The sequence below is a fragment of the Bartonella sp. B10 genome, assembly GCF_053794435.1.
Window position 1 is genome coordinate 1,292,841 of the sequence record NZ_CP200030.1, and the last position, 14,787, is coordinate 1,307,627.

Genomic DNA, 14,787 nt, shown 5'->3' on the forward strand with positions numbered 1-14,787 from the left:
ATGCAATTTTTGAAAGTCGGTTTAAATATAATATTTACTATATTCTTTGTGTTTTACATAAGTTTATCTCATGCAGTATTATCTGTTTCAGATTCAAGTGAAGATTCAGCAATTATTACTTCTAAAGTTCCTAATCGTCCTTATGAATTTCTTATTAAGAAATTTGCAACTAAGTATAATGTTCCAGTTAATTTGGCGCACGCTGTTGTACGTGTTGAGAGCAGTTACAAGGCTCGTACAAAAGGAGCTGCTGGAGAAATAGGATTAATGCAAATTAAACCATCTACTGCGCGATTGCTAGGGTTTAATGGTTCTGTGCAAGATCTTTACGATCCCGCGATAAATCTTGAATATGGTATGCGTTATTTGGCACAAGCGCACAAACTAAGTGGAGGCAATACGTGTGGTACAATTCTTAAGTATAATGCAGGTCATGCTGCAAAAAAAATGAATTCCATTTCAGCAAAATATTGCTTAAAAGTTAAAACTTATCTCGCTTCATTCAAACGATAATGTTTTGTGGAGAAAATTCATCATCTTCGTTAGATTTTAAAAAATTTTGAAAGTGATATTTTCACGTAATAAAAAATATTTTATAAGTGATGTGTCAGTCGGCTGGGCAGCCGCGCTTGTTTGATATATCAAAGATGCAAGTGAGGAAAGTCCGGGCTCCATGGAAAAACGGTGCCGGGTAACACCCGGCGGGGGTGACCCTAGGGAAAGTGCCACAGAAAGTAAACCGCCTATTTTATATTAGGTAAGGGTGAAAGGGTGGGGTAAGAGCCCACCGCACATTCAGTAATGAATGTGGCAAGGTAAACCCCACCGGGAGCAAGACCAAATAGAAATGACGCGCAAGTTTTAACTTGCAGCCGGTTTCCGGGTGAGTCATTTGGGTAGGTTGCACGAGGCGGATGGTAACATCCGTCCCAGATGAATGGTTGCCATGTAAAGTGTAAGCTTTACTATACAGAACCCGGCTTATAGGCCGACTGATCGCTATATGGTCTGTGTTGTACACAGTTTTTACTATATTGGGTGCTATGGCGCTTTGTGTTTTTAGTTAGACACTTAAAATAAAGAGTGTTTTTTAAAATAATAACATTTCGTTAAGTATAATGCGTCAATATATGCATTGAACCGAATTTTAATTTCATCTTCTTCTTTTATTGGAGATATTAGAGTTAAGGTTTTGGTTATATCAGTTGCCATTGATGGTGATTAATTTAGAGAAGCATAAATCAAGACGGATTATTTTGACAAAATATGGTAACAAAACTGAGCGCCATATTCCAGTGTTATTGCAGCCGGTTTTAAGTGGGCTTGCACCATTGGTTGGGGCAAAGGTAATTGATGGCACCTTTGGTGCCGGCGGTTATACGCGCGCTTTATTGGATGCGGGTGCTGATGTTATTGCTCTTGATCGTGATCCTCATGCAATTCATGAGGGGCAATCTCTTGTTGATGAATTTTTCCCACGACTTCGTTTAGTACAAATGGCATTTTCACAATTAGATTGTGTAGTAGCAGAGAAGATAGATGCGGTTATTTTGGATATTGGTGTATCTTCGATGCAGCTTGATGAAGCTGAAAGAGGATTTTCTTTTCAAAAAGATGGTCCGTTGGATATGCGCATGTCTCAGACTGGTTTTACAGCTGGAGATGTTGTGAATTGTTTAAAAGTCAGTGAGTTAACTAGGATATTTAAAATATTAGGAGAGGAGCGTTACGCGGGTCGAATTGCTCGGATGATTGAAAAACGTAGATGTATACGTCCTTTTTTGCGTACATGCGATCTTTCTAATGCTATTGAAGCACTAATAGGTCGTAATCCTAGAGAGCGTATTCATCCTGCTACACGTGTATTTCAAGCTCTTCGCATGTATGTTAATAATGAGCTTGGTGAACTTGCATGTGGTTTATTTGCTGCTGAACGCGTTTTGAAGGCAGGGGGACGTTTAGGCGTAGTTAGTTTTCATTCGCTTGAGGATCGTATGGTTAAGCGGTTTTTTGCCGCTCGTTCTGGTAGACGTAGAGGATCACGTTATCTTCCTGAAATAGAAGAAGATTCAGCGACGTTTTTGCCTTTGTTTAAAGGCGGAGTAACTGCAAATCAAGAAGAATTACAACGCAATCCTCGTGCACGTTCTGCAAGATTGCGTGTTGGTGTGCGCACAGAGGTAAACAGTCTTGCTGCAGATATGAAATTGTTTGGCCTAACAGATATCGCCAGTTTTGAAGGCAGTAAGAAATGAAAGTTTTTCGCACATTGGATATAATTCTAGTGATAGTTATAATTTGTACGACAGGTTTCACTTATAAGGTAAAATATGATGTTAAAAAACGAGTTAATGAAGTTAGTCGTCTTGAACGTGAAATTGCTGAAGAAAAAAATATGGTTAGTTTGCTTCGTGCTGAATGGGCTGTGATGATAGAGCCTTCCCGTATGCAAAGACTCGCGAAACGTTATCAAAAGGAGCTTAACTTAGAGATAATAGAACCACATCAAATTGTTGAATTAGAAGATATTCCAATGCGTTTATATGATTCAATCGAAGAAGTGATTAAACAAAATACCATTAAACAGAATAAAGACTTTTTGGCCAATAATCATGTTTCACATAAAGGTATGCGATGACGAAACGATTATTTCCATTTTTACGAAACAAAAAGAATTTAACTCACTTATTAAATTTTAAAGAATCTCCTATTTGTCATCTACATTTTAGTCGTCCATTTTTATATCTTTTTTTGTTCATATTTTTCATTTTTTATTGCACTGTGGGGGCTTGTCTTATCTTTTATGGGTTTAAAGGTGGTCAAATTGAAGAAGCAAAAGGGCCGGTAGCATTGCAGCTGGCAGCTCGTCCTGATATTATTGATCGTAATGGCCGTTTATTGGCGACAGATATTGAAACTTATTCGCTTTTTGCTGAACCTCGACGTATTATTGATGTAGATGAAACAATTGAACTGCTTTCGACAGTTTTGCCCAATCTGAATTGGCAGGAAATGTATAAGCGCTTAAAAAAGAAAACAGGTTTTTCTTGGATTCAGCGTGGATTGACGCCAATGCAAAAAGCAAAAATTATGGCACTTGGTATTCCGGGCATTGGTTTTCGTACTGAGATACGCCGTTTTTACCCAAGTAGATGTGTAGCTTCGCATATTCTAGGTATTGTCAACGTTGATAATCAGGGTATAGCGGGCATGGAAAAATATATTGATGATGCTGGCTTGAGTGTTTTGCGTGCTACTGGTCTCGCAACTGAAACATCATTAAAGCCAGTTCAGCTTTCAATTGATATTCGTATTCAAACAATTGTGCATGACGAACTTGTTAAAGCAATGACGCGTTATAAAGCAGTTGCTGCAGGGGCAGTTATTTTAAATATTCACACTGGTGAAGTCTTAGCTATGGCATCTATACCTGATTTTGATCCTAGAAATCCTGTTGATGCTTTAAAAAGTGATCGATTAAATCGGATGACTGCAGGAACTTTTGAAATGGGATCTATCATTAAAAGTTTTACGACCGCAATGGCACTTGATTCAGGTATTTTTCATTTGAACAGTGTTATTGATGCTTCACATCCCATTCAAGCCAGTAAAAACTATTTTATTCGTGATTTTTATGGAAAAAATCGTCCTTTAGCATTATGGGAAGTTTTTGTTTATTCCTCTAACATTGGATCTGCCAAAGAGGCTCTGGAAATTGGTATTGACAGACATCGTGATTTTTTGAAAAAGTTTGGCTTACTTGATCGAATGATAACAGAATTGCCTGAAGTTGCTCATCCGGTTGAGCCTCGTCGTTGGCAAGATATCCATTCTATGACAATTTCTTTTGGACATGGTATGGCAACAACACCCCTGCAAACTGCGGTAGGTGCTGCTGCTTTAATGAATGGTGGTAAATTGATAGCTCCTACATTTTTAAAGCGTGTAAAAGTACAAGATTTGAAATATGTAAAACAGGTATTACATGCTAAGACAAGTCAGGATATGCGCTATCTTTATAAATTAAATAGTGATATCGGCTCTGGGCGCAGTGCAAAAGTAGAAGGTTATCGCGTTGGTGGCAAGACAGGAACAGCTGAAAAAATTGAAAATGGCAAATATTCTAAAACAAAAAATTTTAATAGTTTTCTTGCTGCTTTTCCAATTGATAATCCTTCCTATGTTATTTTAACAATTATTGATGAACCCCAACCTGAAGATGGAAAAAAATCTGCAACAGCAGCAATGAATGCAGGGCCGATGCTTGCTAATATTGTTCACCGTTCGGCTAGTTTTTTAGGAATAAAACCAGATTTTAAGAAAGAGTATGAGCCAATTTTAAGTGAGAATAATGATATGAAATTATTTAAAACAGTGGTGAAAAATTAACATAAATATAGGTTTGTAGTGATGTTACTTGGAACATTGTTTTCGGAATGTATTAAAGATGATGGTCTTAGCCTCATTGAAATTACAGGAATAAGTTCAGATTCGCGGCAAATATTGCCGGGCTATGTTTTTGTAGCTATCCAAGGGAATAAAAGTGATGGTAGACAATACATAAATGATGCGATAAAACGTGGTGCACGAGTAATCGTTACAGACTATAATTTTGTTTCTGAGAATTTATCTGTTCCAGTTTTACATGTTTCTGATGTCCGTCATAGTTTAGCTATAGCAGCGGCACGTTTTTACGGTTTCCAGCCTAAAACTATAGTAGCTGTGACAGGTACGAGTGGCAAAACGTCTGTTGTATCTTTTCTTCAGCAAATTTGGAAATATGCTGGGTTTTGTGCAGCTAGTATAGGGACAGTGGGTGTCGTATCTCCCAAACGCAATGAGTACGGGTCTCTCACGACCTTTGATCCTGTAATATTACAGCGTTTATTATATGAGATAACTGAGGAAGGTGTAACGCATGTAGCTCTTGAAGCTTCTTCGCATGGTCTTGATCAGAGTCGTCTTGATGGGGTTCAATTAGCAGCTGCTGCTTTTACTAATTTTGGGCGTGATCATATGGATTATCACGCATGCATAGAGGATTATTTGCGTGCTAAAATGAGATTATTTGATACGCTTTTACCACAAGATGCACCTGCTGTTATTTTTTCCGATGACGTCTATTCACAAAAAGTTATTGATTATGTCACACAAGTTCGCCGCCGTGTACTAACGATTGGGCGTCAGGGAGAATTCATCACAATTAATCGTGTTGAACATCAACGTTCAAAACAGCGTGTTGAATGTCGTATGGGAAATAATATTTATACATTTGACTTACTTTTAGCTGGGGATTTTCAGGTGGCTAATTCACTTGTGGCTGCGGGTTTAGCAATTGCAACTGGCGTATCTCCTGATAAAGTTTTTCATTCTCTTGAAACTTTGCAAGGTGCACCTGGTCGATTAGAATTGGTTGGGAAGACAGAAAATAATGCTCCTGTTTATATAGATTATGCTCATAAACCAGAAGCTTTGGAACAGGTATTACTTTCTGTTCGTCCCTTTACGCAGGGGCGTTTAGTTCTAGTTTTTGGTTGTGGTGGTGATCGTGATCAAGGGAAGAGACCTTTAATGGGAAAGATTGCAGTTAATAAGGCTGATATTGTTATTGTAACTGATGATAATCCTCGTACTGAAGCTCCAGAGAAAATTAGAAGAGATATTTTACAGGCGGCACCGGGAGCAATAGAAATAGCAGATCGGAGTGAAGCGATTTTTCATGCAATAGGGCTTCTTGAAGCTGGGGATACATTGATTATAGCGGGAAAAGGTCATGAAAATGGTCAAATTATAGGGCATGAGACATATCCTTTTTCAGATCATGTGCAAGCGCTTTCTGCTTTAAAGGAAAGACGTCAATGAGTATTTTGTGGAGTAAAGAGACACTCTTAGCTGCAATGAATGGTTTTGCGATTGGGGGGGTGTCGGAAACTTTTTCTGGGGTCTCTATTGATAGTCGTACTCTTGTCAAAGGTGATGTTTTTTTTTGTATTAAAGGTGATTATTTTGATGGTCATGATTTTGCTGTAACAGCTTATGAAAAAGGTGCTGGAGCTATTGTCATTTCAAAAGATCATTTATCTGAAATGAAAAAATTAGCTCTTCCCTTAATTGTTGTTTCTGATGTTTTTCAGGCATTAGAAAAGCTTGCAAAAGCAGCACGTAAGCGTTCAAAAGCAAAAATTATTGCTATAACAGGTTCTGTTGGAAAAACAACAACAAAGGAAATTCTAAAACAAGCACTTGGAACTGTTGGAAAGGTTCATGCTAATCTTGCTTCTTTGAATAATTGTTGGGGTGTACCGCTGACTTTGGCGCGGATGCCTGCAGATAGTGATTACGGTATCTTTGAAATTGGGATGAATCATAAAGATGAGATTCGCCCTTTGGTAAAGCTGATTAGTCCTCATGTGGTTTTAATTACCTGTATTGCTGCTGGGCACATGGGTTTTTTCGAGAATCTTTCGGAAATTGCAGATGCAAAAGCTGAAATTTTTGAAGGGATAGATGGAGAGGGTATTGCTATTTTAAATGCAGATGATGATTTCTTCTCTTATCTAGTTTATAAAGCAAAGCAATGTGGTATAAAAAAGATTTTAAGTTTTGGTGAATGTAATCTTGCTGATTATCAAGCAAAGTCGATTAATCTTTTTATGGATTCTTCCCATATGATGGTACACATTTCTGATTGTGATTCTGTCTATGATATGTTTGTTAAAATTGGTGCTCCTGGTCGCCACATAGTGCAAAATAGCTTAAGTGTTCTTGCTGCTTGTGATGTGTTTGATGCAGATTTAGCACGTGTTGCTCTTTCTCTGAGCCATTTCTCTCTCCCAAAAGGTCGTGGCATTTGCTATCGATTGTCTTTGCAAAATGGTGGTGTATTTCATTTGATTGATGAAAGTTATAATGCCAACCCTGCTTCCATGCAGGCTGCTCTTGATCTGCTTGCTACAGGACCAGTAGGAAAAAATGGACGGCGTATTGCGGTCTTGGGCGATATGCTTGAATTGGGAAATTATAGTGAAAAATTTCATCGTGATTTAGTAAAGCCAATATGTATTTCTGGTGCTAATCCTGTTTTTTTATTTGGTGAAGCAATGAAGTTTTTGACTGTCGATTTGTCTGATTTTGTCCAAGTTCACTACGCTGAAAATAGTAAAAAGATTTTGCCGCTTATTTTTTCAGAAATATCGGATGGAGATTTGATTATGGTTAAATCATCTCACAGTGTTTATTCATCGAATATTGTGACTGCATTTTTGGATAATTATGAAAGAATTTTTTTATAATTTTAATAGGTTTTTTAGATCATGATGCTGTTTTTTTCTTTGCTTAGTGATTGGCTTCCAGGCGTCAATGTTTTTCGTTATATTACTTTTCGGACTGTAGCAGCTATGCTCACATCAGGGCTAATTGTATTTTTATTTGGTCCTAGCATTATCGCTTCTCTTAAATTACGGCAGGGGAAAGGACAGCCGATACGTGCTGATGGTCCTCAGACGCATTTTAAAAAAGCTGGAACACCTACTATGGGTGGATTGATGATTTTAACTGGTATTGTGGTATCGGCGCTTCTGTGGTGTAATTTATCAAATATTTATTTTTGGATATCGTTATTTGTGATGCTTTTTTTTGGGATGATCGGTTTTTATGATGATTATCTTAAGGTAACAAAGCAAACGGAAAAGGGTTTTTCTGGTAAAGCACGTTTAAGTTTGGAGTTTTTGATTGCAATAATTGCTGCTTTTATTATTTCAAAAGTTGGCTCACCAGGGCTAGCTTTGCCATTTGTGAAGGACTATTTTGTTAATTTGAGCTGGTTTTTTCTTCCTTTTTCTGCTTTTGTGATAGTAGGAACTGGTAACGCAGTTAACTTAACTGATGGTCTTGATGGGCTTGCTATAGTTCCTGTGATGGTTGTTGCTCTATCGTTTGCCCTGATTGCTTATCTTTCTGGTAATATAAATTTTGCTGATTATCTACAAATTCATTATGTATCTGGAACAGGTGAATTAGCTGTTTTACTGGGAGCTGTTGTTGGTGCGGGTCTTGGATTTTTATGGTTTAATGCACCTCCGGCAGCTATTTTTATGGGAGATACTGGTTCGTTAGCGCTTGGAGGGCTGTTAGGTGTTGTTGCTGTAGTAACTAAGCATGAAATTATTCTAGCTCTTATTGGCGGCCTTTTTGTTTTGGAAGGGTTATCAGTTGTTATTCAGGTTGGTTATTTCAAATTAACAAAAAAGCGGGTGTTTCTGATGGCACCGATTCACCATCATTTTGAAAAAAAGGGCTGGACTGAAAGTCAGGTCGTGATACGCTTTTGGATTATTTCGATTGTGCTTGCTTTGATTGGTTTATCGACACTTAAATTGCGGTGAGATTTTGATTTCTGTTGAGTGTTACAAAGGTCAAAAAGTTGCTCTGTTTGGATTAAGACAGTCAGGATTAGCTGCTGCGCGGGCTTTGATCAGTGGTGGTGCTGAAGTTGTGGCGTGGGATGATAATTCTGCATGTGTGCAAGTGGCTTATAAGGAGCATATTCCAACGAAGGATCTTCAATATGAGGACTGGTCAGAATTTTCTGCATTAATTTTAAGTCCTGGTGTTCCTCTAACTTATCCTCAGCCTCATTGGGTTGTTAAGAAAGCGCGTCAAGCAGGTATAGAAATTATAGGTGATATTGAATTATTCGTGCGTGCGCGTAATCATTTTTTGCAGCACTATGGTTTTTGTGATTGGGATATTCCGTTTATTGCAATTACGGGTACGAATGGGAAGTCAACAACAACAGCCTTACTCGTCCATCTTCTAGAACAAATGGGCTACGATGTACAGATGGGAGGAAATATTGGAACTGCAATATTAACGCTCAAGCCATTTCTTAAAAACCGTATTTATGTTATTGAATGTTCATCATTTCAGATAGATCTTGCGCCATCTATTAAGCCGACCATCGGTCTTTTATTGAATTTAACACCTGATCATATTGATCGTCATGGTAGCTTTGCAAATTATGTACAAACTAAAAAAAAATTAGTTGCTAGATCTTCTCGTTCTTTTATTTCAGTTGATGATGAAGCTAGTCATGTTATCTATCAGCAATTAATTCATGAAGGCTGTCAAATCGAGGCAATTTCTAAGGAACGCTCTATTGAAAATGGTTTTTATGCAGAGAAAACTAAACTTTTTTCTGTTCGCAATGGTCAGCGTTATGTGCTTGCAGATTTGGTCAATATGACTGAATTACGCGGTGATCATAACGCGCAAAATGCTATTATGGCATTGGCAACATTGCAAGCCTTAGAAATTATGGATCCATGTATAGAAAAATATTTAAAGAGTTATAAAAGTTTAGCACATCGTATGCAGCAGGTACGTAAAATTCAGTCAGTGTTATTTGTTAATGATAGTAAGGCTACTAATGCAGATGCATCAGCTTCTGCACTTTCTGCGTTTAATGACATTTTTTGGATTGTTGGAGGACAGGCGAAAGAAGGTGGAATTAATATTCTTAGCAAATTTTTTCATAAAGTTCGCAAAGCGTATTTGATTGGAACTTCGGCAGAGGAATTTTCCAGTGTTATCGGATCATCTTTTCCATTTTCTATGAGCTTGACTTTAGAAAATGCGGTGTATGAGGCCGCTGTTGATGCAATGAATCATGCAACAAAGGAAGCAGTTGTTCTTTTTTCACCAGCTTGTGCAAGTTATGATCAATTTAAAAATTATGAGGTACGTGGGGAAGCTTTTGTTTCTTTTGTCATGCAGTTAAAAGAAACAGAAATTGTGAAAAAATGATTTTTTGTTAACATTCCAGAATCTTTTTCCGTGTAATCCTGTTTTTGAAGTGCTGACTAAAAACAGTAATTTATTTAGGCAGAATAAAAAAAGGATAAATTAAATATTATGGTTACTCGTGCCGACCGAGATCCGATTGCCAATTGGTGGTGGACAATTGATCGCTCTATTTTTTCTGCTTGTTTGATCCTAATGGGAATTGGCATCATGCTGTCTTTTGCAGCAAGTCCCCCCATCACAAAAAAAATTGGGATTGCTGATAGTTTTTATTTTGTTCGTTGGCATATTATTTTTAGTATTTTTGCATTTTTTACAGTGGTTACTATTTCTTTTTTTTCACCTCGTAATATTCGTCGTTTAGGTGCTCTTTTATTAGTTACAACGCTTATTCTCATGGTTGCAACATTATTTCTTGGTTCAGAATTCAAGGGAGCTCGGCGTTGGATTCGTATATTTGGTATTTCTGTACAAGCTTCAGAGTTTATGAAGCCAGCTTTGGTGATTATGTCTGCTTGGCTTTTTTCAGAACAAGTACGGCGCAGTAGTATTCCTGGCCATATGTTAGCAATTGTACTTTTTATTTTGTGTTGTGTACTTCTCGTTTTGCAGCCTGATATTGGTCAAACGCTTTTGATTATTGTAGCGTGGGGTTCCATGTTCTGTCTTACAGGTGTGCCTTTTATTATTATTTTGTTTTTTATCATAGTGAGTGTTGCTGCAGGTGTTTTTTCCTATCTTTTTTTTCACCATGTACGTGAACGGGTCCACGGGTTTTGGACGGGTGAAGGCAACACTTTCCAAATAGATGTAGGACGTGAAGCTATTTTAAATGGTGGCTGGTTTGGAAAAGGTCCGGGCGAAGGAACTGTAAAACGTATCCTTCCTGATAGCCATACAGATTTTGTGTTTTCTGTAGCTGCTGAAGAATATGGCATTATCCTCTGTTTATTTATTATGATTCTTTTTGGTTTTATTGTTATGCGCTCGATTTATATAGCATCGAATACGCGTGATTCATTTACATGTTTTGGTATCACTGGCATAGCGATGATGATTGGTCTTCAATCAGGAATTAATATGGCAGTTAATCTTCATTTAGTGCCTCCAAAAGGTATGACATTGCCATTTATTTCTTACGGTGGTTCATCTATGGTAGCGATTGCTATTTCAATGGGTATTTTGCTCAGTTTAACACGTCGCTGGCCAGAAGCGCGCCTTTCAGCTTTTCCTTCATCAATTGTTTCGGATACTGTTCATGGCGTGTAAAAAGGTTATTGTTTTGGTTGCTGGTGGTACAGGTGGGCATCTTTTTCCTGCGGAAGCACTTGCTGTTGAATTAAGACAACGTGGGTATGATATTCATTTGGCAACGGATAGAAGAGCTAAGTGTTTTATACGTCACTTTGATGAGGAACATATTCATGTTATTTCATCAGCAACATTGGCACGACGTTCCCCTTTTGCATTTATAAAAACATTTTGGTACTTGTTAAAAGGCATTGTGCAATCATTGGTGCTTTTTTATAGATTGCGTCCTGTTCTTGTTGGTGGGTTTGGTGGTTATCCCACTTTTCCTCCTATTTTGGCTGCTATTTTAATGAGGCGCGTAACATTTATTCATGAGCAAAATGCTGTTATGGGGCGTGCTAATCGAATGTTAGCATCTTTTGTGCATGTGATAGCAGGTGGTTTGTTATCATCAAGCAGTGCCCACGCTCATAAAACATTTTTAACAGGTAATCCTGTGCGTGAATCTGTTCTCAAAGCAGCAAAAATTCCTTATTATCCTTCTATTGGTAAAAAGCCATTTCATTTTTTGGTTTTTGGTGGTAGCCAAGGAGCTTCTTTTTTTTCACATATCGTGCCTAAAGCAATTGCTTTGCTAGACATTGAGATACGTAAACGTTTACGGATTAGCCAACAAGTTCGGGGTGAAGCTGCACAGTTAACTAAAATCTATCGTGATATGGGTGTACAAGCAGAAGTTGCGGTTTTCTTTGAGGATATGGCTGAACGTATGGCGCGATCTCATTTTATTTTGTCACGTGCCGGTGCATCATCTGTTTGTGAAATAGCTATAATCGGGCGTCCTTCTTTGCTTATTCCATATCCTCATGCTTTAGATCATGATCAGGCAGCAAATGCGGATCTGCTTTCTGCAGTAGGAGGTGCTCAGATTATATCAGAAAAAGATTTAGATGCACAAGGACTTGCTTCTATTTTAACGAAAATTTGCAGTGAATCGCATTTATTAGAAGAGCAAGCGTTGGCTGCCAAAAAGGTTGGACAACCTCATGCAACTCGCCACCTTGCTGATATTGTTGAAGCATTGATTGCAGGGTGGTCGCTATCAGACTTAAAGGGAATTCTTAATGAAAATGCCACTTAATATCGGCCTTATACACTTTATTGGAATAGGCGGAATTGGTATGAGCGGAATTGCTGAGGTTTTTCATAACCTTGGCTATAAAGTTCAAGGATCAGATCAAGTTGATAATGCAAACGTTGAACGTTTACGGAAACGTGGTATTAGCGTTTATATAGGTCATCATTCTGAAAATTTAGGAGAAGCAGAGGTTGTAGTTATTTCTACTGCTGTAAAAAAAACAAATCCTGAATATATCGCTGCAAAAGAAAGGCATTTACCAGTTGTAAAGCGTGCGGAAATGCTCGCTGAGTTAATGCGTTTTCGGAGAGCTATTGCTGTGGGTGGTACACACGGAAAAACAACTACTACATCAATGATAGCTGCACTTCTTGATAGCGGTAATTTTGATCCAATGGTGATTAATGGCGGTATTATCAATGATTATGGCACTAATGCCCGTATGGGAGAGGGTGATTGGATGGTTGTTGAAGCCGATGAAAGTGATGGTACATTTTTAAAATTGCCTGCTGATATTGCGGTTGTTACCAATATTGATTCTGAGCACTTAGATCATTATGGTAGTTTTGGTGCTGTGCGTGAAGCTTTTCGGCAGTTTGTTGAGAATGTTCCTTTTTATGGTTTTGCTGTTTTGTGTCTTGATCATCCGGAGGTTCAGACACTAGCTAGTCGTATTGATGACCGTTGGATAATTACTTATGGTGCAAATCCACAAGCTGATGTCCGTTTTTTAAATCTTTTTATGGATGGTCAAAAAACGCGTTTTGATGTTCTTATTCGTTCACGAAAAACAGGTAAAGAAACTGAATTTAAAAATTTGGTTTTGCCTATGTCAGGGCAACACAATGTTTCTAATGCAACTGCGGCGATTGCTGTTGCTCATAAACTTGGTATATCCAATGAATCTATAAAAAAGGGTTTATCAGAATTTGGTGGAGTAAAACGTCGTTTTACGCGAACAGGGAATTGGCATGGTATTGAGATATTTGATGATTATGGTCATCATCCTGTTGAAATAAAAGCTGTTTTGCGTGCAGCTCGTGAAAGTACTAAAGGGCGAGTTATTGCAATTGTTCAGCCGCATCGATATTCGCGTTTACGTAATTTATTTGATGATTTCGCTGCTTGTTTTAATGATGCTGATACCGTGATGATTACACCAGTTTATGCAGCCGGTGAAGAGCCAATTGTTGATTTTGGTTCTGAAGAATTGGTCAAACATATTAAAATGGCAGGTCATCGTGATGTGCGTTTAGTTAATTTTTTAGAAGACGTTGTTTTTATTGTATCTACATTTGCTAAGCCGGGTGATTATGTTGTTTTTCTTGGTGCTGGCAATATTACACAATGGGCATGGGCATTACCTAACCAGTTAGCAGTACTTGATAACGATGACAAATTTTCAAAAAATTGATGGTGAGGCACTATTGGTGCGGTTGCAACCGGTATTAAGCGGTATAAGGGGTAAACTTACGCCTAATTTTGAGATGCGTAAGGTGACATGGTTTAGAACTGGTGGACTGGCTGAGCTTTTTTATCAACCTGCTGATGAAGAAGATTTAGTTCTATTCCTTCAAATTTTACCCGAATTTGTTCCTATAACGATTGTAGGAATTGGTTCTAATCTTTTGGTGCGTGATGGAGGAATTCCTGGGGTTGTTATTCGTCTTTCAACAAAAGGTTTTGGGCAAGTGCAGCAAGTTTCTTCCAGTCGCTTTTTAGTTGGTGCAGCTACAGCGGACAAGCATTTAGCAGCGGCAGCTTTAGAGGCTGGAATTGCAGGTTTTCACTTCTATTACGGCATTCCTGGTTGCCTTGGAGGGGCACTGAAAATGAATGCTGGAGCTAATGGTCTTGAGACAGCTGCACGTGTTATTGAAATTTATGCGCTTGACCGTAAAGGAGAGCGTCGTACCTTAAGTTTAGAAGATATGCATTATTCTTATCGTCATTGCGATATTTCAGAAGATCTTATTTTTACTGCTGCTTTATTAGAAGGGAAGAAAGGAAATAAAGGTGATATTCGTTCTTCCATGGATGAAGTTTCTTTGCACCGAGAAACAGTGCAGCCTATTCGTGAAAAAACGGGAGGATCTACTTTTCGAAATCCTGAAAATACGTCGGCGTGGCGTGTGATTGATGAAGCGGGGTGTCGTGGTTTGCGAATTGGTGGTGCTCAAATGAGCGAAGTACACTGTAACTTTATGATTAATACGGGTCAAGCGACAGGTTATGATCTTGAAGCATTGGGTGAGGCAGTGCGTGCTCGTGTTTTTGCTCATTCAGCTTATCTGCTGCAGTGGGAAATAAAGCGTATTGGTCAATTTGAGCAAGGGCGTATAGTTTCCTCTTTTGATTAATTTTACTGATCTATTTGGGCACAAATTTAGCACAAATAAAAAACTGAGTCATTTCAAAGAGATAATGAAAAAAATCCATTAAAAAACAATAAATTAACATAGAGGCTCTTGCGTCATGCTTCTTAGTCTGATTCATTAGAGTAAATGCTAGGTTATTGATTCGCAAGAATAAATCTTTGTCTTTCCTGTATATAGTATTAGTGATTTATATGTAGTCTATATTTAGTATATAAAGAG

Annotated in this window: 12 protein-coding genes and 1 other RNA gene; all 13 read left to right on the plus strand. The window is 38.1% G+C overall.

Annotated elements, in window-relative coordinates:
* The 13 genes from V3565_RS05450 (at window position 1) to murB (ending at window position 14,550) form a co-directional block, all read left to right on the plus strand.
* Window positions 1-513, plus strand: a complete 513-nt coding sequence (locus V3565_RS05450; RefSeq protein ID WP_455478173.1) for a lytic transglycosylase domain-containing protein — start codon at window positions 1-3, stop codon at window positions 511-513.
* 94 nt (window positions 514-607) lie between these two features.
* An RNA gene (rnpB, locus tag V3565_RS05455) (RNase P RNA component class A) lies at window positions 608-1,000 on the plus strand.
* A 214-nt stretch (window positions 1,001-1,214) separates the two neighbouring features.
* The gene (gene rsmH / locus V3565_RS05460) at window positions 1,215-2,255 is read left to right on the plus strand and encodes a 16S rRNA (cytosine(1402)-N(4))-methyltransferase RsmH (protein ID WP_455478174.1); all 1,041 of its coding nucleotides are present in this window, start codon (window positions 1,215-1,217) and stop codon (window positions 2,253-2,255) included.
* Window positions 2,252-2,638 (plus strand): cell division protein FtsL, encoded by a 387-nt coding sequence (gene ftsL / locus V3565_RS05465; protein WP_455478175.1) that lies wholly within the window; start codon window positions 2,252-2,254, stop codon window positions 2,636-2,638. The genes rsmH and ftsL overlap by 4 nt, the downstream gene beginning before the upstream one ends.
* Window positions 2,635-4,389: a peptidoglycan D,D-transpeptidase FtsI family protein gene (locus tag V3565_RS05470; RefSeq protein ID WP_455478176.1), complete on the plus strand. Its 1,755-nt coding sequence runs from the start codon at window positions 2,635-2,637 to the stop codon at window positions 4,387-4,389. Before ftsL ends, V3565_RS05470 begins: the two co-directional genes overlap by 4 nt.
* A gap of 21 nt (window positions 4,390-4,410) precedes the next feature.
* Window positions 4,411-5,862 carry a UDP-N-acetylmuramoyl-L-alanyl-D-glutamate--2,6-diaminopimelate ligase gene (locus V3565_RS05475; protein WP_455478177.1) on the plus strand — a complete coding sequence of 484 codons (1,452 nt, stop codon included), beginning with the start codon at window positions 4,411-4,413 and terminating at the stop codon, window positions 5,860-5,862.
* Window positions 5,859-7,292: a UDP-N-acetylmuramoyl-tripeptide--D-alanyl-D-alanine ligase gene (locus tag V3565_RS05480; RefSeq protein ID WP_455478178.1), complete on the plus strand. Its 1,434-nt coding sequence runs from the start codon at window positions 5,859-5,861 to the stop codon at window positions 7,290-7,292. The genes V3565_RS05475 and V3565_RS05480 overlap by 4 nt, the downstream gene beginning before the upstream one ends.
* 21 nt (window positions 7,293-7,313) lie before the next feature.
* On the plus strand, window positions 7,314-8,384 hold the full coding sequence (gene mraY, locus V3565_RS05485) for a phospho-N-acetylmuramoyl-pentapeptide-transferase (protein ID WP_455478179.1): 1,071 nt from the start codon (window positions 7,314-7,316) through the stop codon (window positions 8,382-8,384).
* Window positions 8,385-8,388: 4 nt separating this feature from the next.
* The gene (gene murD, locus V3565_RS05490) at window positions 8,389-9,804 is read left to right on the plus strand and encodes a UDP-N-acetylmuramoyl-L-alanine--D-glutamate ligase (protein WP_455478180.1); all 1,416 of its coding nucleotides are present in this window, start codon (window positions 8,389-8,391) and stop codon (window positions 9,802-9,804) included.
* A gap of 108 nt (window positions 9,805-9,912) precedes the next feature.
* The gene (locus V3565_RS05495; RefSeq protein WP_455478181.1) at window positions 9,913-11,070 is read left to right on the plus strand and encodes an FtsW/RodA/SpoVE family cell cycle protein; all 1,158 of its coding nucleotides are present in this window, start codon (window positions 9,913-9,915) and stop codon (window positions 11,068-11,070) included.
* The gene (gene murG, locus V3565_RS05500; RefSeq protein WP_455478182.1) at window positions 11,060-12,193 is read left to right on the plus strand and encodes an undecaprenyldiphospho-muramoylpentapeptide beta-N-acetylglucosaminyltransferase; all 1,134 of its coding nucleotides are present in this window, start codon (window positions 11,060-11,062) and stop codon (window positions 12,191-12,193) included. Before V3565_RS05495 ends, murG begins: the two co-directional genes overlap by 11 nt.
* Window positions 12,177-13,604, plus strand: a complete 1,428-nt coding sequence (gene murC / locus V3565_RS05505) for a UDP-N-acetylmuramate--L-alanine ligase (protein ID WP_455478183.1) — start codon at window positions 12,177-12,179, stop codon at window positions 13,602-13,604. Before murG ends, murC begins: the two co-directional genes overlap by 17 nt.
* Complete coding sequence (gene murB / locus V3565_RS05510; protein WP_455478184.1) at window positions 13,582-14,550, plus strand: UDP-N-acetylmuramate dehydrogenase; 969 nt, start codon at window positions 13,582-13,584, stop codon at window positions 14,548-14,550. Before murC ends, murB begins: the two co-directional genes overlap by 23 nt.
* Window positions 14,551-14,787 lie beyond the last annotated feature (237 nt).

What these genes read in the sequence shown, in the direction of transcription:
- V3565_RS05450 (WP_455478173.1), top strand. Translation starts at nt 1, where the DNA reads ATGCAATTTTTGAAAGTCGGTTTAAATATAATATTTACTATATTCTTT.
- rsmH (WP_455478174.1), top strand. Translation starts at nt 1,215, where the DNA reads ATGGTGATTAATTTAGAGAAGCATAAATCAAGACGGATTATTTTGACA.
- ftsL (WP_455478175.1), top strand. Translation starts at nt 2,252, where the DNA reads ATGAAAGTTTTTCGCACATTGGATATAATTCTAGTGATAGTTATAATT.
- V3565_RS05470 (WP_455478176.1), top strand. Translation starts at nt 2,635, where the DNA reads ATGACGAAACGATTATTTCCATTTTTACGAAACAAAAAGAATTTAACT.
- V3565_RS05475 (WP_455478177.1), top strand. Translation starts at nt 4,411, where the DNA reads ATGTTACTTGGAACATTGTTTTCGGAATGTATTAAAGATGATGGTCTT.
- V3565_RS05480 (WP_455478178.1), top strand. Translation starts at nt 5,859, where the DNA reads ATGAGTATTTTGTGGAGTAAAGAGACACTCTTAGCTGCAATGAATGGT.
- mraY (WP_455478179.1), top strand. Translation starts at nt 7,314, where the DNA reads ATGATGCTGTTTTTTTCTTTGCTTAGTGATTGGCTTCCAGGCGTCAAT.
- V3565_RS05495 (WP_455478181.1), top strand. Translation starts at nt 9,913, where the DNA reads ATGGTTACTCGTGCCGACCGAGATCCGATTGCCAATTGGTGGTGGACA.
- murG (WP_455478182.1), top strand. Translation starts at nt 11,060, where the DNA reads ATGGCGTGTAAAAAGGTTATTGTTTTGGTTGCTGGTGGTACAGGTGGG.
- murC (WP_455478183.1), top strand. Translation starts at nt 12,177, where the DNA reads ATGAAAATGCCACTTAATATCGGCCTTATACACTTTATTGGAATAGGC.
- murB (WP_455478184.1), top strand. Translation starts at nt 13,582, where the DNA reads ATGACAAATTTTCAAAAAATTGATGGTGAGGCACTATTGGTGCGGTTG.